Raw genomic sequence first — 18,221 nt, 5'->3', positions numbered from 1 at the left:
ATCATGTTCTTCACATAGTCGGCGTGGCCAGGGCAGTCGACGTGCGCGTAGTGACGGTTCGCCGTCTCATATTCCACGTGCGCGGTGTTGATCGTGATCCCGCGGGCCTTCTCTTCCGGCGCGGCGTCGATGTCCGCATAGCTCATCGCCTTAGCGCCGCCAGCCTTCGCCAGCGTCATGGTGATCGCAGCCGTCAACGTCGTCTTGCCATGGTCAACGTGACCAATCGTGCCGATGTTGCAATGCGGCTTATTGCGTTCGAACTTTTCCTTGGCCATGGGGGTCCTGCCGGCGTTTGAGAAAATCAGAGTTTGGAGCGGGTAGCGGGAATCGAACCCGCATCCTCAGCTTGGAAGGCTGCTGCACTACCATTGTGCTATACCCGCCGCTGAAGGATGCGCGGGGTCGCGCCAGTCTCCTAAAATTTCACGCTCTGAGTGCGTGGTGGGGGAAGCAGGACTCGAACCTGCGAAGGCGTACGCCAGGGGATTTACAGTCCCCCCCCTTTGCCACTCGGGACATTCCCCCAGCGCGCTCAGAGCCAGATCGAAGCCTGGACAAGTCGCCCCGCGTTAAGCGAAGAACCTGCCCGGTCCCCAATTTGGAGCGCGTCTTATAGTGTCCTCCCCTCCCGAACGCAACGCGCCCTGGAAGAGTGGTAAAAAAGGAGGGTCGAGACCCTTCAACCGCAAGCCAGACAACAGTTTCGACGATTGGCTGTGGGGCTGGCACGCCGTCAGCGCCGCACTTGCTAACAAAAAAAGATCGGCCCCTCAGCGCCTTTTGGCCACCCAAGACAGGGCTCGGGAGGTCGAGTCGCGATTCGGAAGAATCGGGGTTCTGGAGGTCGTCGATGGTCAGTTCATCGGTCACAACCTACCGCAGGGCGCCGTCCACCAGGGTATCTCCCTGAAAATCCCGCCGCTCGAGGCGGTGGCGATAGAAGACTTCGAGCCCAAGCGCGGCGCCACGATCCTCATGCTCGACCAGATCACCGACCCGCAGAACGTCGGCGCGATCCTGCGATCGGCCGCGGCCTTCGGCGCGGCGGGCGTCATTCTCCAGGACCGCCACGCGCCCAAACTGACCGGCGCCCTGGCCAAGGCCGCCGCCGGCGCTGTCGACCAGATCGACACCGCCCATGTGGTCAATCTCTCCCGCGCGCTCGAAACCTTGGCCGAACTCGGCTGGCGCGCCGTGGGTCTGGATGGTCACTCGGACAAGACCCTGGACCAGGCGCTTGACGGCGCCCCTACGGTCCTCGTCCTAGGTTCTGAAGGCGAAGGCCTTCGCCGACTCGTCGCCGAGCACTGCGATGAATTGGCCAAGATCCCGATGCCAGGGGGGTTCGAGAGCCTCAATGTGTCGGCGGCCGCGGCCGTCGCACTCTATGAATCGGCCCGTACCCGCCCCTAGAAGACGGGCTCTCGACAAAACTGCGTCCTCCCTGCGCCTAAGCGGTTGCGGACGGACGACGGCTGTCGCATTCAATGGGCGATGTTCGACGCTCTTCTCGCGCCCGGCGCGCTCGCCGCCCTGCTCTCCGTCCTGATGATCGATCTGGTCCTGGCGGGAGACAACGCTGTCGCCGTCGGACTGGCGGCGGCGGGCCTGCCCCCAGACCAACGGAAGAAGGCCATCCTGTGGGGCCTTGCGGCGGCCGTCACCATGCGGATCGGCTTTGCGCTGATCACGGCCCAGCTCTTGGGCGTGGTCGGCCTGCTGTTCGCGGGCGGCCTGCTGCTGCTCTGGGTCTGCTGGAAGATGTGGCGCGAGATGCGCGAACAGGCCGAGCCTGAAGAAGCGGCCGCTGAAGCGGCCATGGACTCCGATCCGACGACCGAACCCAGCGCGGCCGTCGCGGCCAAGCAGCCCAAGACCTTCCGCGCCGCTTTCATCCAGATCCTGATCGCCGACCTGTCGATGTCGCTGGACAACGTCCTGGCCGTCGCCGGGGCCGCGCGCCAACATCCAGCCATCATGGTCTTTGGCCTGCTGCTCTCCATCGCCCTGATGGGCGTGGCCGCCAGCTTTATCGCCCGCCTGCTGCATCGCTATCGCTGGATCGGCTACATCGGCCTGGTGATCGTGCTCTACGTCGCCCTGCACATGATGTGGGAGGGCCACCGAGACGTCGTCCGCGACCTGGGTCGGGTCGATTCCTACAATGCGATTGTCCCCGGCTTCATGGCCATCCATCCCGAGGCGCCGGTCACGGTTCACTAGAACTCCGTCCACCCCGCCGCTCAAAAGAAACGCCGCCAGCCTCGAAGGCTGGCGGCGTTTTTCGTTTCAGGCTTCCTGGTCGCTAGGCGGCCAGGGTCAGCACGCCGCGCCGGCGGCGAAGCATGGCGCCGGCTCCGCCAAAGCCGATGATCATCATCGCCCAGGTGGCAGGCTCGGGAACCCCGCCGACCGACCCGATGTCCAAGGTCGCGTAGCGAATGGTGCCGCCCGCGACGAGGTACTCGCCGAAGCCGTCGCCATAGAAGGTGACCGTGGAGAAGGTGCTCGACGTGTCGAACGCACCAATGAAGTTCAAGAACCCGAGGTTCGCTGCATTGCCCGGGTTATCGAACGCGTCGTTGGCGCTAGCCACCAGGTTCACGGAGCCGCCGTCGAACGCAATGTAGAGGTTCGACGTGTAGCAGCAGGTCGCCCAGTCCCCGATCTCAAGACCGAACGCGTTGATCGGCGTATCGAACGTGAAGGTCAGGCCCGACGAGCCCGCCGGAGCGTAAGGGCTGATCCCGACCGCATCACCGGAGGGGATGTAGCCAGAATCGATAGACCGCGTTGATCCATCGGTGGAGCTAATGGTGTAGGCGCCGCGGTCCCAGCTGGAAGCCTGGTTCAGACCCGAGAGTGCATCCAAGACCACGACACCGTTTGCGCCGGCCACGGTGGCGTCGAAAGCGGCGGTGCCGCCTGGAATGGTGCCATTCGTGACAACGGGCGCGGCGCCCGCGGCTCCCGCGAACGCCAGCACCGAGGCGGCCGCAGCAAGTGTTACTGTTAGCTTCTTCATAAGATTACCCCTGAACTTTCAATGTTGTAGTTCGGTCGCCGAACGAGCTCACCGAGCAATCCCGCCAGCGGCCACAAGCACCAAACACGACAAGCACTCATCGCTGGAGCGTCTCCGCTCCTTCAATCCGCGCCCCCCGGCGCCCAGCCATGTCGCCACCCAACATATCAGCGTTATCAAATCCTCCAAGCAATAGCGGCGGCGAAAACCGAAATATGCGCTGCTCTGCCTGACCAAATACTCTAAGATACTATTTTTGTTACGGATTTTTACGTTTTAGAAACCACGAAATTGACCCCATATCGCCGCTAAAATCGCCTGTCGATTGTATTTTTCGAGTTCGTTGCTTTGTATGAACAGAAGACGTCAGCTTTTACGGCGCGGATTCTGACATCTGACGGCCCAAACGCTGCTCTTGCGTGGGCCGCACACCCCCAAGGCGAACGTAGGCGCGATCTACGGCGAGGCCCCCGGCCAATCGCCCGGGTCAAATCGCGCGCCCTCGGAGTAGAAGAGGGTCATGAACCACGCCACGCCCCCTCTCGCTGATCGCTACGAGCAAGACGCACAGGTCGAGCTCGCCGCCTGGCAGGCCAGGATCGTCTCGGGTCCAAACCTGTGGGACCGCACCACGCGCGGTGTCCAACAGCGGATCAATCGCGCCATTCCCGAAAAGGTGCACACTGTCATCACCGCGACGATCGAGCAGATGACCCGGGGCATTCTGAGCGGATCTGGCCTCACCACGCCCGCTCCGTTGCTGGGCGCTTCACTTGCCCAGCGCGAGGCCAAGGTCCTGGAAAAGATCGCCCTCTACCGCACCACCGCCACTGCAGAAGGCGGAGTCGCCGGCGCCGGCGGTTTCCTGATGGCGGCCGCAGACTTCCCCGTCCTCATCAGCCTGAAGATCAAGCTGCTGTTCGACATCGCCGCGCTCTACGGCCACTCGGGAAAAGACTTCCGGGAGCGACTGTACATCCTGGCGATCTTCCAGCTCGCCTTCTCGAGCCCCGTCCATCGCAAGGAAGTCTTCGCCACGATGGCCGCCTGGGACGCCCGGGAAGTGGGGACGTTGGACCAGTTCGACTGGCGCCGGTTCCAACAGGAGTATCGCGACTACATTGATCTGGCGAAGATGGCCCAGATGCTGCCGCTGATCGGCGCGCCGGTCGGAATGATCGTCAACTACCGCCTGCTGGACCGCCTCGGCGAAACGGCGATTAACGCCTACCGTATGCGGTGGTTCGAGGGACGCGAGCCGTCGCTGCAGGCCGGGACGCAGACCGAAATTGACGAAACCAGAAGCGCCTGATCGAAGTCGGCCACGCCGCTAACTCGCGAAACGGACCGATCTGCTCATGACAGCTGACCACCGCATTGTGCTGTCCAGCGACCACACCGCCATTGCGCTCCGCCAAACCATCGCCGCTCATATCGCCGCGCAGGGGTGGACGGTTGTCGACATCGGGGCGACGACGGCGGAGAGCACGCACTATCCCGCTCACGGCGAAGCGGCGGCCCGGCGCGTCGCCTCTGGCGATTGCCGGTTTGGCGTCATCCTGTGCGGCACCGGCCAAGGCATCATGATGGCGGCGAACAAGGTGCGGGGCATCCGTTGCGGCGTCTGCGCCGATACCTTCTCGGCCCGAATGATCCGCCAGCACAACGACGCCAACATGCTCTCTATTGGCGTGCGCGTGGTGGGCGAAGGGCTGGCTCTCGATATCGTCGATGCGTTCCTGGCTGCTCAGTTCGAGGGCGGGCGCCATGCGACGCGGGTAGAGATGATTGCGGCGCTCGAGAGGTAGCTCGGTTGAGACGCGCTAAATCTCTTCCGAGAGCAGCCGCATCGCCGCGCTGATCCGCGCCTCGTCGCGCCGATAGAAAGTCCACTGCTTGATCCGCGTGGCCTTTACGACGCCCGCCTGAACCAGCACTCGCATATGCTCACTCAAGGTGGGTTGGCTGACGCCTAGCTTTTCAGCCAGGAAGATCGCGCACACCCCATCCTTGACGAGGTCGCCATCCACCTGAGGCGGAAAGTGCGCCACCGGGTCCTTGAGCCAACTCAGAATTTGCAGCCGACGCCCGTTGGCCAAGGCGCGCAGCAGGTCGGCGATATCCATTTTGGGACTTTGCCAACTAACTAACTTGTGTCAAGCCTGAGGCCCCTTCTTGATACGGCGACGCCCATGGCTTCCTATCCCTTTGTCACCCTCGACGTGTTCACCGACACTCGCTTCGGCGGCAATCCCCTTGCTGTCTTCACCGATGCACGCGGGCTGTCCGACCAGCAGATGCAATCGCTGGCCGCGGAAATGAACCTGTCGGAGACGACCTTCATCCTGCCGCCCCAGGACACCGCCAACACCGCGCGGGTAAGGATTTTCAACCGAACGGCCGAAATGCCTTTCGCCGGCCACCCCAGCATCGGCACCGGCTGGGTGCTGTCGCAGGCCGGCCACGGCGGCGAGCTTCGCCTTGAGGTTCCGGCAGGCATCGTCGGCGTCAACGCGACCGCGCAAGGCGCGACCATCGCCGCGCCGCGCGCCCTGGAACTCGGAGAAAGGCTTCCGCTGGAGGTCGCCGCGGCCTGCGCCGGCTTGCCGCCCAGCGACTTCATCGTCAGCCAGCACGGCCCCGTCGAGGCGTCGGTCGGCGTCGCCTTCGTGTTCGCTGAAGTCACAGCCGAAGCGCTTGCTCGCGCAGCCCCCGACTTGGCCGCCTTCCGCCAGGCTGCGGTGGACTACCCGCACTTCGGAGACAGGCTGTCGCTGCACCTCTACGCCCATGACAGCGAGGGCAAGCTGCGGGCGCGGATGTTCGCGCCCAACTCAGGCACGGTGGAGGATCCCGCAACCGGCAGCGCCAACGCCACGCTCGCGGCCCTGCTGCTCTCGCTCTCGACCAAAGACGCTGGGGCCTGGGACATCATCCAAGGCGTGGAAATGGGACGCCCCTCGCGTCTGCACGCCACCGCGCAACGGACATCGGGCGGCGTCACCGCCACGGTCGGTGGCGGCTGCGTCCCGGTTCTGCGTGGGGAAGCGACTATCTGATGAGCCCCCGCAAGCCGCTGGACCTGTTCGCCATCGCGATCATGGTGGCGCTGTGCGTCCTCTGGGGGTCTCAACCGATCTCGGTCAAATTGATCTCGGCCGACGTCGCGCCGATCATGCAGATGGGCGTCCGCTCGGCGATCGCCGCGGTTGTGCTGGGCGCCTTGACCATCGGCCGCGAGGGACGCGGGGCGTTCTCCGACGGCTCCCTCCCCGCTGGGCTTCTGGTCGGCCTGCTGTTCGCCGCGGAGTTCCTGTTCATCGCTCAGGGCTTGGTGCTGACCAGCGCCTCTCATCTGGTCGTCTTCCTCTACAGCGCCCCGATCTTCTCGGCCCTGGCGCTTCCGCTACGTTTCCCCGACGAGCGGCTTTCTCCTTTTCAGTGGACGGGCGTAGCCGTGGCATTTGGCGGGATCGCGGTTTCGTTCCTGGGCGGTGGAAGCTTGAGCCGCGAGATGTTGCTGGGCGATGGCCTAGGACTGCTCGCCGGCCTGTCATGGGGGCTGACCACGGTGGCGATACGGGCATCGAAACTCTCCGAAGCGCCGGCGGTGAAGACCCTGTTTTACCAGGTCGCCTTTGCGGGCGTGACCTTGCTGGGCTTGGCCATGCTGATCGGCCAGACCGACATGCACCTGACGCCCAAGGTCCTGCTGCACCTGAGCTATCAGACAGTGGTCATCACCCTGATCAGCTACGTCGTCTGGTTCTGGCTGCTCCGCCACTATCTGGCGTCGCGGCTCTCGATCCTGTCATTCCTGACGCCGCTGTTCGGCGTGGTGTTCGGCGTCGCCATCCTGAACGAGCCGCTGGAGCCGCCCTTCTTGCTGGGCGCGATCCTGGTCCTGCTCGGCATCTCGCTGGTCAGCGGCGCGGAATTCCTGCGCGATAAGTTCGCGCGGCGGACGGCCTAGCCAAGTCTCGTCATCCTCCGGTCGTCTTCAAGACGGTCCAGGGGATGACGAAACAGTGGGGCCTTACTCGGTCTCGCTTCCGCCGAAGCGCGCGACCCATTCGACGACCTGTTCGTTCTCGACCTTCTTGAACAGCACCTGCGGCGCCACGACCTTACGGCCCGGCGGCAGGATGTCGAGGATCGCAGCGCCCTGCCCGGTCGGCCAGACGCCGGGGAATTCCTCGCCCACGCCCATGGCGATCTTCTCGGCCGCGAACGGGATGAAGGGCTCCGACACCTTGGCGAACAAGGCCACCAGGTTCAGGCCCGTGCGGACCACGATGGCGGCGCGCGCGGGATCGGTCTTGATCGCCGTCCACGGCGCGGCCTCGGTCAGATACTGGTTGCCCAGCACCCAGAGTTGGCGCAGCGCCGTAGTCGACTTGCGGAACTCGCGGCTCTCCAGGTGGTCGGTCAGTTCGGCGAGCTTGGCGTCGACGTCGGCATAGAGCTTGGTCTCAAGCTCGGTCGGCTCACCGCCGGCCGGGACCACGCCCTCGAACCGCGTCTCGGTGAACTTCAGGATCCGGTTGACGAAATTGCCCAGCACGTCGGCTAGGTCGGCGTTCACCTGGGCCTGGAACTGTTCCCAGGTGAAGGTGGCGTCCGAGGTCTCCGGCGTGTTGGCGGTCACCCACCAGCGCCAGTAGTCCGCCGGCAGCAGTTCAAGCGCTTGGTCCATGAACACGCCACGCTTTTGCGACGTGGAGAACTTGCCGCCGTAATAGTCGAGCCAGTTGAAGCCCTTGAGTTGGTCCACCAACTTCCACGGCGCATTGTTGGCCAGGCGCCATGAACCGTCAGCCTCCAGGCGTTCGTTCACCCCGATCAGAGTGCAGGGGAAGCCCACCGTGTGGAAGGGCACGTTGTCCTTGCCCATGAACTCCACATAGGTGACGTCGGCTGCCCCGGGCTGGCGCCACCAGCGCTCCCACTCGGCGTCTTCGGCAGGACCACGGCCCGCCTCGGCCGCGCGGGCGTCAGCCCATTCCCAGGTCGCGGCGATGTATTCGATGGGCGCGTCGAACCAGACGTAGAAGACCTTGCCGGCCAAGCCCTCGATGTCTGGCGTCTCGCCCTTGGGGTTTGGACCCCATTCCCAGGCGTTGACCGGCACGCCCCATTCCAGGTCGCGCGTGATGCCGCGGTCCTGCAAGCCCTCGTCCAGCCACTTCAGCGCGATGGAGGTGACCAGCAGCGGCCACTCGCCCTTCTTGGAGTCGATCCAAGTCCGCAGTTTGTCGGAGAACACGCTCTGGCGAAGGAAGAGGTGCTTGGAGTCGCGGATCTCGATGTCTTCGGACCCCGAAACCGCCGAGCGTGGCGAGATCAGGTCGGCGGGGTCGAGCACCCGCGTGCAGTTCTCGCACTGATCGCCGCGCGCAGCCGTATAGCCGCAGTGCGGGCAGGTGCCGATGACGTAACGATCCGGCAGGAAGCGCTTGTCGGCGTTGGAATAGACCTGCTGGGTGATCCGCTCCTCGATGAAGCCGGCCTCCCACAGCTCACGCGCGAAGCGCTGGGTCAGCTTGTGGTTCTGCGGCGAGGACGAGCGGCCGAAGTGATCCCACGACAGGCCGAACTTGCGGCCCAGATCATACTGCACGTCATGCTGGATCTGGCAGAAGGTCGAGGGGTCCTGGCCCGCCGCGGCGGCGGCCAGTTCGGTCGGCGTCCCGTGCTCGTCGGTGGCGCAGATGTAGAGCGTCTCGCGACCGCGCGAGCGTTGGAACCGCGCGTAGACATCAGCCGGCAGCATGGAGCCCGCGAGCGTCCCCAGGTGCTTGATCCCATTGATGTAGGGCAAGGCGGAGGTGATGAGGATGCGGGACATGACGTCTCTCGAAATGGGGAGGAGCGGCGGCTTATAGGGCGCCGCATGTGGTTCGCCAAAGGGCCAAGCGCCAGGGCGTTCCTTTCCCGCTTCAGAACGGACCCTTGAAGATGAACAGGGCTCCGGCCGCGATCAGCGCGAACCCGATCATGTGATTCACCGTGAAGCGCTCCCCCAGGAACGTCACCGAGAACACCGCGAATACGACCAGGGTGATGACCTCCTGCATGGTCTTTAGCTCGGCGGGCGAATAGACCGCGCGCCCGATGCGGTTGGCCGGCACCGCCAGGCAGTACTCGAAGAAGGCGATCCCCCAACTCACCAACACCAGCAGCCACAGCGGCCGATGCTCCACCTTCAAGTGCCCGTACCAAGCGAAGGTCATGAAGATATTGGAGGCCACGAGCATGAATATCGGCGCGATCATCGCCATAGTGGGCGGCATTGGGGTCTCTCCGCGCATTTGCGCTTAAAATCTGCAACCCTGGCCGTATAACCTGCTGATCTTACTGGTGGGAGAGGTTGGTGCGATGGGTTGGACAAAGGCGCTTGGGGTAGCGGCGGCCCTGACCTTGAGTACGAGCCTGGCGGCGTGCGGCCAGGGCGGCGAAAAGCAGGAAACCCTCAAGATCTACAACTGGTCGGACTATATCGACCCGTTGATCCTGCAAGACTTCACCAAGGAAACCGGCATCAAGGTTCAGTACGATACCTTTGATTCCAATGAGATTCTTGAGACCAAGGTGCTGCAGGGCGACACCGGCTACGACATCGTCTCGCCGTCCAATCACAACATCCCGCGCTATGTGACCGCCGGCGCGATCCAGGCTCTCGACAAGGCCCAGTTGCCCAACGAGAAAAACCTGTGGCCGGAGATCATGGCCCACATGCAGCCTTTCGACCCGGGCTCGAAATATACCGTCCCCTACATGTGGGGCACGATCGGCATCGGCTACAACGTGAAGGAAGTGGCCAAGCGCCTGCCGGGCGTGACGATCAACAGCTGGGCCGTGGTGTTCGACCCGGCCAACCTGGCCAAGCTCAAGGACTGCGGTGTCTACTACCTGGACGCCTCGGAGGACATGTACGCGGTCGCGCTCAACTATCTGGGCAAGGACCCGAACTCCAAGAACCTCGCCGACTATCAGGCCGCCACCGACATGATGGTCAAGGCCCGGCCGTTCGTCCGCAAATTCCACTCCTCGGAGTATGTCGAGGCCCTGGCCAATGGCGATATCTGCCTGGCCATCGGCTATTCCGGCGACATCCTTCAGGCCAAGACCCGCGCCGAAGAGGCCAAGAACGGCGTCGAGATCAACTATGTGATCCCCAAGGAAGGCAGCCAGGTCTGGTTCGACGTCTTCGCGATCCCGGCCGATGCGCCCAACAAAGCCGCCGCCTACAAGTTCCTCGACTACATGCTGCGGCCCGAGGTGATCGCCAAGGCGTCGAACTTCACCCAGTACGCCAACGCCAACTCGGCCGCGACGCCGCTGGTGGAGGAGTCCATTCGCAACAATCCGAACGTCTATCCGACGCCGGAAGTCTCCAAGCGCCTGTTTGTCACCACCGCCAAGGATCAGACCCTACTGCGTGACGTGACACGCATGTGGACCAAGGTGCAGACGGGCCAATGACCGAGCGCTCCCGCCCGCGCCTGAACATCGGCGCGGTTCGCTCGACCTTCGCGCCCTGGGCTGATCCTGCGGCCAAGCCGCTGGTTCGGTTCGAGAATGTCGTGAAACGGTTCGACGGCGAGACCGCCGTCAACGGCGTTTCCCTGGACATCTATCCCGGCGAGTTCTTCGCTCTGCTCGGCCCGTCCGGCTGCGGCAAGACCACATTGATGCGACTGCTCGCCGGGTTCGAAACCCCGGACTCCGGCCGCATCACCCTCGCCGGCGAAGATCTGGCGGGAAAGCCGCCGCACCAACGGCCGGTCAATATGATGTTCCAGTCCTACGCCCTGTTCCCGCACCTCAGCGTCGAACGGAACATCGCCTTCGGCCTGAAACAGCAGGGCATGCCCAAGGATCAGATCGCCGATCGGGTGACCGAGATGCTCGCCCTGGTCCGGCTCGATGGCCTGGCGCGGCGCAAGCCCCATCAGCTTTCCGGCGGTCAGCGCCAGCGCGTGGCCCTGGCGCGCGCCATCGCGCCGCGGCCCAAGATGCTGCTGCTCGACGAGCCTCTCGCCGCCCTCGACAAGAAGCTGCGCGAGGAAACCCAGTTCGAGCTGATGGCCTTGCAGCAGCAACTCGGCATGACCTTCCTGATCGTCACCCACGACCAGGAAGAAGCCATGGTCACGGCCGACCGGATCGCAGTGATGCGCTCGGGCGAGATCGTCCAGATCGGTCGCCCCGCCGACGTCTATGAGGCCCCCAACTCGCGCTACGTGGCTGACTTCATCGGCGACGTGAACATCTTCGAGGGCAAGGCCGAGTTCGCGGACGGAACCACGGTGCGCATGTCCAGCCCCGAGGCGCCCGGCGGTTTCGACATCGTCGAAGACGATCTGCTCGACGTCGGCTCCACCGCATGGCTAGCGGTGCGACCCGAGAAGATCGAGGTTCACCTGGACGAGCCGCCCCCCGGCCCCAATCGTATGGCCGGCAAGATCGAGGACATCGGCTATCTCGGCGACTGGACCACCTATCTGGTCGAGCTGGAGAGCGGCCGAACCATCCGCGCCGCCCGCGCCAACGCCAAGCGGTTCGTCGACCGTCCCGTCGATTGGGACGACAAGGTCTGGCTCACCTTCGCTCGCGATGCGGGCGTGGTCCTGACCCAGTGAAGGCGCGCCGCGATCGCACGGGACTGGCGGCGCTAGCGCCGTTCCTATGGCTCGGGCTGTTCTTCCTGTTCCCGTTCCTGCTGGTGGCCAAGCTATCGCTGTCGGACACGGCCCTGGCCATTCCTCCCTATACGCCGCGCATCTATTGGTCGGCCGGGCTCGCGGGCCTGAAGACCTTCTTCGCCGCCCTCGACTTCGAGACCTACGCGCGACTGACCTCTGACCGCCTCTACATCGTCGCCTATCTCTCCAGCTTGAAGTTCGCGGCGATCTCGACCGGCATCCTGCTGATCCTCGGCTATCCGCTTGCCTACGCCATGGCCCGCTGCGCGCCCGCAGTGCGACAGGCCTTGTTGATGGCGATGATCCTGCCGTTCTGGACCAGCTTCCTGATCCGGGTCTACGCCCTGATCGGGATCCTGAAGCCCGAGGGCCTGCTCAACACGGCGCTGCGCCTGGTCGGCCTTGGCCCAGTGAACATTCTCAACACCGAGACCGCGATCTACATCGGCCTCGTCTACGCCTATCTGCCGTTCATGGTCCTGCCGCTCTATGCAGTGCTGGAGCGTCAACAGCACGATCTTTTGGAGGCCGCGGCCGATCTCGGCTGCACGCCGTTCGAGGCCTTCTGGCGGGTGACCTTCCCGCTATCACTGCCCGGTGTGGCGGCCGGCGCCCTGCTCTGCTTCATCCCAATGGTGGGCGAGTTCGTCATCCCAGACCTGCTGGGCGGGTCTTCGACCCTGATGCTCGGCAAGACCATCTGGACCGAGTTCTTCGCCAACCGCGATTGGCCGGCCGCCTCGGCCGTGGCCATCGTCCTGCTGTTCACCCTGGTCGTTCCGATCGTCCTCTATCAGCGCCAACAGGCCAAGCTGATGGAGGCTGGCCGATGAAGCGGGGCCTGACCACCTTCAACATCGCCAGCCTGGTGATCGGCTTCGGCTTCCTTTACCTGCCGATCGTGCTGTTGGTGATCTACTCGTTCAACGCTAGCCGGCTGGTCACAGTTTGGGGCGGCTTCTCCACCAAGTGGTACGCTTCTCTATTCCGCAACGAGCAGCTTCTGGACGCCATCTGGGTCACCTTCCGGATCGGCCTGATCTCGGCGACCATCGCCACTGTGCTGGGGACCTTCGCGGCCGTCGCCCTGGTGCGGGCTGGCCGGTTCAAGGGGCGAACGCTCTTCTCCGGCATGATCTTCGCACCGCTGGTGATGCCAGAGGTGATCCTGGGCCTGTCGCTGCTGCTGCTGTTCGTCTCGCTGGGCCTGCCGCGCGGCTTCTGGACGGTGACGGTCAGCCACGCGACCGTGACCATGTGCTACGCCGCGGTCGTCATCCAGGCGCGACTTTCGGCCTTCGACCGACAACTGGAGGAGGCCGCCCAAGACCTGGGTTGCCCGCCGATCAAGGCCTTCTTCGCCATCACCCTGCCCAATATCGCCCCGGCTGTGGCCGCCGCCTGGATGCTGGCCTTCACCCTGTCGCTGGACGATCTGGTGATCGCAAGCTTCACCTCGGGCCCAGGCTCGACCACCCTGCCGATGCGCATCTACAGTCAGGTGCGGCTGGGGGTCAGCCCGGAGATCAACGCCGTCTCGACCCTGCTGATCGGCCTGGTCGCCACCGGCGTGATCGCCGTCTACCTGTTCCAGATGCGCAAGCGGCGGGAGGCTTAGCTCCCAATTCGTCATCCTCCGGTCAGCCGAAGGCTGATCCGGGGGACCCAGGCGGCGGTTCTCGGTTTGCAACTCAGCTTGGGTCCCCCGGATCGTCTTCCAGACGACCGGAGGATGACGATGAGGTTGGTGTAGTTAAATCGCCGGCACGCGATCGAACCAGGGCCGGGCCTTTTCGAGCTGGCCGGCGAGGCGGAATAGGCCCGCCTCCTCGCCCATTCGTCCGACGAACTGCAGGCCGATCGGCAGGCCGCCCTTGCTCCAGGCCAGAGGCACGCTCATCGCCGGCTGGCCGGTGTTGTTGAAGGCCTGGGTATTCGGCATGAAGGCGAACAGCCGCTGAGCGTACTCGCGCACGTCCTCGGTCAGATGACCGACCGGGATCGGCGGACTGCCCAGGGTCGACATCAGCACCACGTCATAGCGCTCGAACAGACCCGCCACCGCCCGGCCGTAGGCGTGGATCGCCGCTAGGCCGCGCACATAGGTCGAGCCCGCGACCTGCTTGCCGCGCTGATACATGAGCCAGGTCAGCAGTTCGACGTCGCCCTCTCCCACCGGACGCCCCCGCCGCTCGCCCTCGGCCTCCAAGGTCGCCGCGATACTGGCGCCGATCACGTCGCCGGCGCCCTGTTGCATGGCGGCCAAGTCGCCTGGAATGGAGACCTCCTCGACGCTGTGGCCGAGTCCCTCGCACAACTTGGCTGCATCGAGCACGGCGGCGACGCACTCCGGGTCCAGCGCCGGTGAGGCCAAGGCGGCTGTCGTGTAGCCGATGCTTAGCTTGCCCGGGTCACGGTCGACCTGGCTGGCGAACGGCTGGTCCGGCTTAGCGATGAAGTAGGGGTCGCCGGGCTGCGGGGTGCAGACGATGTCCAGCAGGACGGCGCTGTCGCGAACCGAACGGGTCACCGCATGCTGGATTGACGCGCCGCCCCATCCCTCGCCGGTCGGGGCGAAGGAGACACGCCCGCGCGAGGGCTTCATGCCGAACAGGCCGCAAGCCGAGGCCGGGGTCCGGATCGAACCGCCGCCGTCGCTGGCGTGAGCGGCCGGCACAATCCCCGCGGCCACAGCCGCGGCCGCGCCGCCTGATGAGCCGCCGGGCGTGCGCGAGACGTCCCAGGGATTCCGACACGGCCCCAGCAGGGTCGATTCCGTGACCGGCATCAGGCCGAACTCGGGCGTGTTGGTCTTGCCGAAGATCACCAGCCCAGCTTCCTTGTAGGCGGTGGTGATGGCGCTGTCGGCCGGCGCGAGCTGGTCGCGGAACACCGCCGAACCCGACGTTGTCGGTGTCCCGGCCAGTTGCGCGCCCAGATCCTTCAACAGGAACGGCACGCCAGCCAGCGGCCCGCCCCAGATATGACGGTCGGCCGCCTTCCGGCCCGCCTCAGTGAGATCAAGAGTCACGGCGTTGATCTTCGGATCAACCGCAGCCATGCGGGACACCGCGACCTCGAGCAGTTCCGGAGGCGTCACCTCACCCTTGGAAACCAATCCAGCCAATCCAACGGCATCGTGCTTGCGATATTCCTCGAAGTCCATGGCGCGTTCCCTCTGCTCTTTGAGGTCAAGGGACCACGCGTGCGCTCGCGAGCCAACCCATTTGGGCGTCGCAACCGCGTTAGTTGGCCTTCAGCGCCTGCGACACTGGCCGCCAGGTCGGACCGAGACGCGGCCCAAAGGCCGCGTCTCGCATTCCGCTAAGCCATGCCGACGTGCTCGACAGGCGCACCCTTCATCGTGTGGGTCTGCTGCACCGGCAGGCCGTCGGCTTTGAACTCGGCCAACAGTTCGGCCTTGCGCGCCCGCATGGCGTCGCCAAGCGCGTCCATATCGAGGCCTGCCTCACGCGCCTGGGCGAACATGCCTTCGGACCGCGCCTCCTCTTCCTTCACGTGGTGCTTGATCTCTTCGGACAGGACCTTGACCTTGGCGTCGTAGAACGCATCGTCCGGCGCGCCATCCATCAGTTCGGCGATCAGCATCTTGGCCCCGTCGTGTTCGACATAGGCCTCATCCAGAGTGTCTTCTTCGATCTTGCCCCGACAGGCGGGGTAAAAGATCTCTTCCTCGATCTTGGTGTGAACCGTCAGTTCGGTACAGATTTGCCGAACCAGCGCCGCCTTCTTGGCGGAGGCGGTGGCCTTTTCGAAATCTTCGAACAGACCTTCGACCTTGCGGTGGTCGGCTTTGAGCAGGGCGATAGCGTCGGGCGCGGAAGTGGCCATTGAAATCAATCCTCGCGAAGAGGCGCAGCGTTGCGCCGGGGAAGAACACGCCGTTCAACCCATCGCGTGAGGTCCGGTTCCTAAGTCGGCCGGACGACCTCGAAGCGCCTAATCCTCAAGGATTTTGCTGTGTGCGCGGGTGTCGCGCATCCGCAGGTAGGTGATCAGCGAAACCCCGATCATCGCGGTCACGTACCAGTAGAAGCCGCTCTCCATTCCCTGCTTCTTGAACCACAGCGCCATGTACTCGGCCGTGCCGCCAAAGATCGTATTTGCCAGGGCGTAGGGTAAAGCCACGCCCAGAGCGCGAATGTGGGCGGGAAACAGCTCGGCCTTCACCACCGCATTGATCGATGTGTAGCCGGTTACGATCACCAAGGCGCCCAGCACGATCGCAAAGGCGACATAGGGATCGTCCGTCTTCGCCAGGGTCGTGAAGATCAGATAGGTGAAGGCCACGCCCAGCACCCCGAACCCGATCATCAGGGGCTTACGGCCGATCTTGTCAGACAGCGCCCCGGCCGCAGGCTGCAGCAGCATGTAGAAGAACAGCGCCGCCGCCGTGATCCAGGTAGCCGTCTCACGGCTGAAGCCCGAGGTATTGACCAGGAATTTCTGCATGTAGGTCGAGTAGGCGTAGAAGGCGAGCGTGCCGCCGGCCGTCAGGGCGATGACCACCAGCGCCTCGCGCGGGTGATTGCGGAACAGTTCCAGTCCGCTGGACTTCGGCGCCTTGGCCTCCTGCGCGTTCTTGAACGACTCCGTCTCCGCCAGGCCGCGCCGCAGATAGAAGACCACAACGGCCAGCGCCCCGCCGATGACGAACGGAATGCGCCAGCCCCAGGCCTCGAGTTCAGGCTCAGGCATCACCGCCTGCAGGATCAGCAGCACAGTCAGTGCCAGGAGCTGGCCTGAGATCAAGGTCACGTATTGGAAGCTGGAGAAGAAGCCGCGCCGATCCTTGCCCGCCATTTCACTGAGATATGTCGCGCTGGCCCCGTACTCCCCGCCGACACTCAACCCTTGCATCAGGCGCGCGAAGACCAACAGCGCCGGCGCGACCCAACCGATGGTCGCATAGCCAGGGGTCACCGCGATCAGCAGCGAGCCGGCGCACATCAGGGCCACGGACAGAGTGAGCCCCGCCTTGCGTCCCTTGCGGTCGGCATAGACGCCCATCATCCAGGCGCCGATCGGCCGCATCAGGAAGCCCACGGCGAACACCGCCGCGGCGTTCAGGAGTTGGGCGGTGGAGTCGCCCTTGGGAAAGAAGATCGGCGCGAAATAGAGGGTGAAAGCCGAATAGACGTACCAGTCGTACCACTCGACCAGATTGCCGGTGGAGCCGCCGATGATGGAGCGAAGACGGCGCCGACGTTCAGTAGTGGTGTCGACCATGATCTTCCCCCGCTCACTCCGGGCGGTGGTGGCCTGCCATGGCGCTGGTGTCAAAGCCTCGACTGTGCTCGCCGCCGCAAATTGCGTTGAAGCAGCCCGCCAAGGCAGGCGTGCCCGGCTCGGAACCTTCGCTTTAGGCGAATGTTTTAGCTGAACACGCTTGTGTTGCAGGGGACGCGAGATGCCGTTTGACGACCTTAAACCGCCTCGCCGCGGCCTCGGTTGGCTCGCCGTCGTCATCCTCGGCTTCGTGCTCGGCCTCATCGGCATAGCCCTGACGATTGGCGGCGCTTGGCTAGTCGCGCTGCGGGGCTCTCCATACTACCTGCTCGCCGGCCTTGGCCTCATCGCCGCCGGGATTCTCATCGCCAGGCGGCGGGTGCTTGGCGCCTGGATCTATATGGCTGTGTTTATCGCCACCCTGGTCTGGGCGGTGTGGGAGGTCGGGCTCCAAGGCTGGCCGCTGGTCCCACGTATCGTTGCTCCCGCCGTGTTGATGCTGCTGGTGATCGCCGCCATGCCGGTGCTCAGCCCGGGCAGGATTGGTCGGCGGATGTCGCTGGGCGGTCTGGCCGCCTTCGCCCTGCTGCTGGTGGCCGGCGGCGTCGCCATCGCTCAGGCCAACAGGCCGGCGGCTCCCCTCGCCCTTCCCGAACCGGACTCGCAAATGGTCGAGCCGGCCCTGCTGACCAGCGGCGCTGACTGGCCGGCCTATGGCGGCAGCTACAGCGCGCGGCGCTATTCGCCGCTCACCGAGATTACACCGGAGAATGTGGGTCGCCTGGAGCGGGTTTGGACCGCCCATACTGGCGACCTGCCCAGCGCGGCGGCGGCGGGCAAATACGGCGCAGAGACTACGCCCCTAAAGGTCGGCGGCAGTCTCTACCTGTGCTCGGCCAAGAACATCCTGATCGCGCTCGACCCAGCCACCGGCAAGGAGCGCTGGCGCTACGATCCCAAGGTTCCAGATTCGGCTATCCCCTACACCGCCGCCTGCCGATCGGTGAGCTATTACGCCGTCCCCGGCGCCGATCCGGCGGAAGCCTGCGCAACCCGGATCATAGAGGGCACGCTCGACGCGCGCCTGATCGCCGTCGACGCCCGCAACGGCCTTCCCTGCGAAGGCTTCGGCAAAGGCGGCCAGATCGACACCAAGGCCAATATGGGCTCCCCCCCCGCCGGCATGGTCTCGATCACCTCTGCGCCGACCATCGTTCGCGCCGTGATCGTCACCG

At 64.6% G+C, this 18,221-nt stretch carries 18 protein-coding genes, 2 tRNA genes and 1 pseudogene; 11 read left to right on the top strand and 10 right to left on the bottom strand.

Going from position 1 to position 18,221, the window contains the following annotated elements:
* The 3 genes from Q8M13_RS02425 to Q8M13_RS02415 all read right to left on the bottom strand — a co-directional run.
* The coding region (locus tag Q8M13_RS02425) for a GTP-binding protein (RefSeq protein ID WP_305298023.1) at positions 1-278 on the bottom strand (278 nt) is incomplete at its 3' end.
* Between the two features lie 34 nt (positions 279-312).
* Positions 313-386: transfer RNA gene (locus Q8M13_RS02420), tRNA-Gly, on the bottom strand.
* A 56-nt stretch (positions 387-442) separates the two neighbouring features.
* A tRNA-Tyr gene (locus Q8M13_RS02415) sits at positions 443-528 on the bottom strand.
* Between the two features lie 189 nt (positions 529-717).
* Between Q8M13_RS02415 and rlmB the strand changes: the two genes are divergently transcribed.
* A complete protein-coding gene (gene rlmB, locus Q8M13_RS02410) occupies positions 718-1,416 on the top strand; it encodes a 23S rRNA (guanosine(2251)-2'-O)-methyltransferase RlmB (protein WP_305298024.1) in 699 nt (232 codons plus the stop codon).
* Positions 1,417-1,497: 81 nt separating this feature from the next.
* Positions 1,498-2,226: a YjbE family putative metal transport protein gene (locus tag Q8M13_RS02405; protein WP_305298022.1), complete on the top strand. Its 729-nt coding sequence runs from the start codon at positions 1,498-1,500 to the stop codon at positions 2,224-2,226.
* Positions 2,227-2,308: 82 nt separating this feature from the next.
* Here the strand turns inward: Q8M13_RS02405 and Q8M13_RS02400 are convergent, their stop codons facing one another.
* On the bottom strand, positions 2,309-3,028 hold the full coding sequence (locus tag Q8M13_RS02400) for a PEPxxWA-CTERM sorting domain-containing protein (RefSeq protein ID WP_305298021.1): 720 nt from the start codon (positions 3,026-3,028) through the stop codon (positions 2,309-2,311).
* 520 nt (positions 3,029-3,548) lie between these two features.
* On the opposite strand from Q8M13_RS02400, the gene Q8M13_RS02395 reads away from it, so the two are divergent.
* Entirely contained in the window at positions 3,549-4,340 is a 792-nt protein-coding gene (locus Q8M13_RS02395; RefSeq protein ID WP_305298020.1) for an EcsC family protein, read from the top strand.
* A gap of 46 nt (positions 4,341-4,386) precedes the next feature.
* Entirely contained in the window at positions 4,387-4,836 is a 450-nt protein-coding gene (gene rpiB, locus Q8M13_RS02390; protein ID WP_305298019.1) for a ribose 5-phosphate isomerase B, read from the top strand.
* Positions 4,837-4,851: 15 nt separating this feature from the next.
* Here rpiB and Q8M13_RS02385 read toward each other — a convergent pair whose 3' ends face one another.
* A complete protein-coding gene (locus Q8M13_RS02385; RefSeq protein WP_305298018.1) occupies positions 4,852-5,154 on the bottom strand; it encodes a helix-turn-helix transcriptional regulator in 303 nt (100 codons plus the stop codon).
* A gap of 66 nt (positions 5,155-5,220) precedes the next feature.
* Between Q8M13_RS02385 and Q8M13_RS02380 the strand changes: the two genes are divergently transcribed.
* Both Q8M13_RS02380 and Q8M13_RS02375 read left to right on the top strand, forming a co-directional pair.
* Positions 5,221-6,087: a PhzF family phenazine biosynthesis protein gene (locus Q8M13_RS02380; RefSeq protein WP_305298017.1), complete on the top strand. Its 867-nt coding sequence runs from the start codon at positions 5,221-5,223 to the stop codon at positions 6,085-6,087.
* Positions 6,087-7,001 carry a DMT family transporter gene (locus tag Q8M13_RS02375; RefSeq protein WP_305298016.1) on the top strand — a complete coding sequence of 305 codons (915 nt, stop codon included), beginning with the start codon at positions 6,087-6,089 and terminating at the stop codon, positions 6,999-7,001. The genes Q8M13_RS02380 and Q8M13_RS02375 overlap by 1 nt, the downstream gene beginning before the upstream one ends.
* Positions 7,002-7,064: 63 nt before the next feature.
* On the opposite strand, the gene metG is transcribed toward Q8M13_RS02375, so the two are convergent.
* A complete protein-coding gene (gene metG / locus Q8M13_RS02370; protein ID WP_305298015.1) occupies positions 7,065-8,876 on the bottom strand; it encodes a methionine--tRNA ligase in 1,812 nt (603 codons plus the stop codon).
* Between the two features lie 91 nt (positions 8,877-8,967).
* The gene (locus Q8M13_RS02365; RefSeq protein WP_305298014.1) at positions 8,968-9,321 is read right to left on the bottom strand and encodes a DMT family protein; all 354 of its coding nucleotides are present in this window, start codon (positions 9,319-9,321) and stop codon (positions 8,968-8,970) included.
* 85 nt (positions 9,322-9,406) lie between these two features.
* Between Q8M13_RS02365 and Q8M13_RS02360 the strand changes: the two genes are divergently transcribed.
* Genes Q8M13_RS02360 through Q8M13_RS02345 form a run of 4 tightly spaced genes read left to right on the top strand, consistent with a single transcriptional unit; the run spans position 9,407 to position 13,354 of the window.
* Positions 9,407-10,513: a polyamine ABC transporter substrate-binding protein gene (locus tag Q8M13_RS02360; RefSeq protein WP_305298013.1), complete on the top strand. Its 1,107-nt coding sequence runs from the start codon at positions 9,407-9,409 to the stop codon at positions 10,511-10,513.
* A complete protein-coding gene (locus Q8M13_RS02355) occupies positions 10,510-11,673 on the top strand; it encodes an ABC transporter ATP-binding protein (protein ID WP_305298012.1) in 1,164 nt (387 codons plus the stop codon). Before Q8M13_RS02360 ends, Q8M13_RS02355 begins: the two co-directional genes overlap by 4 nt.
* The gene (locus Q8M13_RS02350) at positions 11,670-12,569 is read left to right on the top strand and encodes an ABC transporter permease (protein ID WP_305298011.1); all 900 of its coding nucleotides are present in this window, start codon (positions 11,670-11,672) and stop codon (positions 12,567-12,569) included. Before Q8M13_RS02355 ends, Q8M13_RS02350 begins: the two co-directional genes overlap by 4 nt.
* Positions 12,566-13,354 carry an ABC transporter permease gene (locus tag Q8M13_RS02345; protein ID WP_305298010.1) on the top strand — a complete coding sequence of 263 codons (789 nt, stop codon included), beginning with the start codon at positions 12,566-12,568 and terminating at the stop codon, positions 13,352-13,354. The genes Q8M13_RS02350 and Q8M13_RS02345 overlap by 4 nt, the downstream gene beginning before the upstream one ends.
* A 135-nt stretch (positions 13,355-13,489) precedes the next feature.
* Here the strand turns inward: Q8M13_RS02345 and Q8M13_RS02340 are convergent, their stop codons facing one another.
* The 3 genes from Q8M13_RS02340 to Q8M13_RS02330 all read right to left on the bottom strand — a co-directional run bounded on the left by Q8M13_RS02340 (position 13,490) and on the right by Q8M13_RS02330 (position 16,986).
* The gene (locus Q8M13_RS02340; protein ID WP_305298009.1) at positions 13,490-14,902 is read right to left on the bottom strand and encodes an amidase; all 1,413 of its coding nucleotides are present in this window, start codon (positions 14,900-14,902) and stop codon (positions 13,490-13,492) included.
* Between the two features lie 158 nt (positions 14,903-15,060).
* Positions 15,061-15,588 (bottom strand): hemerythrin domain-containing protein, encoded by a 528-nt coding sequence (locus tag Q8M13_RS02335; protein WP_305298008.1) that lies wholly within the window; start codon positions 15,586-15,588, stop codon positions 15,061-15,063.
* Between the two features lie 108 nt (positions 15,589-15,696).
* Entirely contained in the window at positions 15,697-16,986 is a 1,290-nt protein-coding gene (locus Q8M13_RS02330) for an MFS transporter (RefSeq protein ID WP_305298007.1), read from the bottom strand.
* A gap of 181 nt (positions 16,987-17,167) precedes the next feature.
* Between Q8M13_RS02330 and Q8M13_RS02325 the strand changes: the two are divergent.
* Positions 17,168-18,221, top strand: a pseudogene (locus tag Q8M13_RS02325) (membrane-bound PQQ-dependent dehydrogenase, glucose/quinate/shikimate family); the annotation flags it as partial.

This window comes from Phenylobacterium sp. (genome assembly GCF_030681155.1).
Taxonomy (GTDB): Bacteria; Pseudomonadota; Alphaproteobacteria; order Caulobacterales; family Caulobacteraceae; genus Phenylobacterium.
Note: the sequence above shows the minus strand (reverse complement) of the source record. Positions and strands in the feature narration are given on the sequence as shown.

Excerpts from the sequence above, each read along its gene's own strand:
- Q8M13_RS02405 (WP_305298022.1), top strand. The coding sequence starts at position 1,498 with ATGTTCGACGCTCTTCTCGCGCCCGGCGCGCTCGCCGCCCTGCTCTCC.
- Q8M13_RS02400 (WP_305298021.1), bottom strand. The coding sequence starts at position 3,028 with ATGAAGAAGCTAACAGTAACACTTGCTGCGGCCGCCTCGGTGCTGGCG.
- Q8M13_RS02395 (WP_305298020.1), top strand. The coding sequence starts at position 3,549 with ATGAACCACGCCACGCCCCCTCTCGCTGATCGCTACGAGCAAGACGCA.
- rpiB (WP_305298019.1), top strand. The coding sequence starts at position 4,387 with ATGACAGCTGACCACCGCATTGTGCTGTCCAGCGACCACACCGCCATT.
- Q8M13_RS02385 (WP_305298018.1), bottom strand. The coding sequence starts at position 5,154 with ATGGATATCGCCGACCTGCTGCGCGCCTTGGCCAACGGGCGTCGGCTG.
- Q8M13_RS02380 (WP_305298017.1), top strand. The coding sequence starts at position 5,221 with ATGGCTTCCTATCCCTTTGTCACCCTCGACGTGTTCACCGACACTCGC.
- Q8M13_RS02375 (WP_305298016.1), top strand. The coding sequence starts at position 6,087 with ATGAGCCCCCGCAAGCCGCTGGACCTGTTCGCCATCGCGATCATGGTG.
- metG (WP_305298015.1), bottom strand. The coding sequence starts at position 8,876 with ATGTCCCGCATCCTCATCACCTCCGCCTTGCCCTACATCAATGGGATC.
- Q8M13_RS02365 (WP_305298014.1), bottom strand. The coding sequence starts at position 9,321 with ATGCCGCCCACTATGGCGATGATCGCGCCGATATTCATGCTCGTGGCC.
- Q8M13_RS02360 (WP_305298013.1), top strand. The coding sequence starts at position 9,407 with ATGGGTTGGACAAAGGCGCTTGGGGTAGCGGCGGCCCTGACCTTGAGT.
- Q8M13_RS02355 (WP_305298012.1), top strand. The coding sequence starts at position 10,510 with ATGACCGAGCGCTCCCGCCCGCGCCTGAACATCGGCGCGGTTCGCTCG.
- Q8M13_RS02345 (WP_305298010.1), top strand. The coding sequence starts at position 12,566 with ATGAAGCGGGGCCTGACCACCTTCAACATCGCCAGCCTGGTGATCGGC.
- Q8M13_RS02340 (WP_305298009.1), bottom strand. The coding sequence starts at position 14,902 with ATGGACTTCGAGGAATATCGCAAGCACGATGCCGTTGGATTGGCTGGA.
- Q8M13_RS02335 (WP_305298008.1), bottom strand. The coding sequence starts at position 15,588 with ATGGCCACTTCCGCGCCCGACGCTATCGCCCTGCTCAAAGCCGACCAC.
- Q8M13_RS02330 (WP_305298007.1), bottom strand. The coding sequence starts at position 16,986 with ATGGTCGACACCACTACTGAACGTCGGCGCCGTCTTCGCTCCATCATC.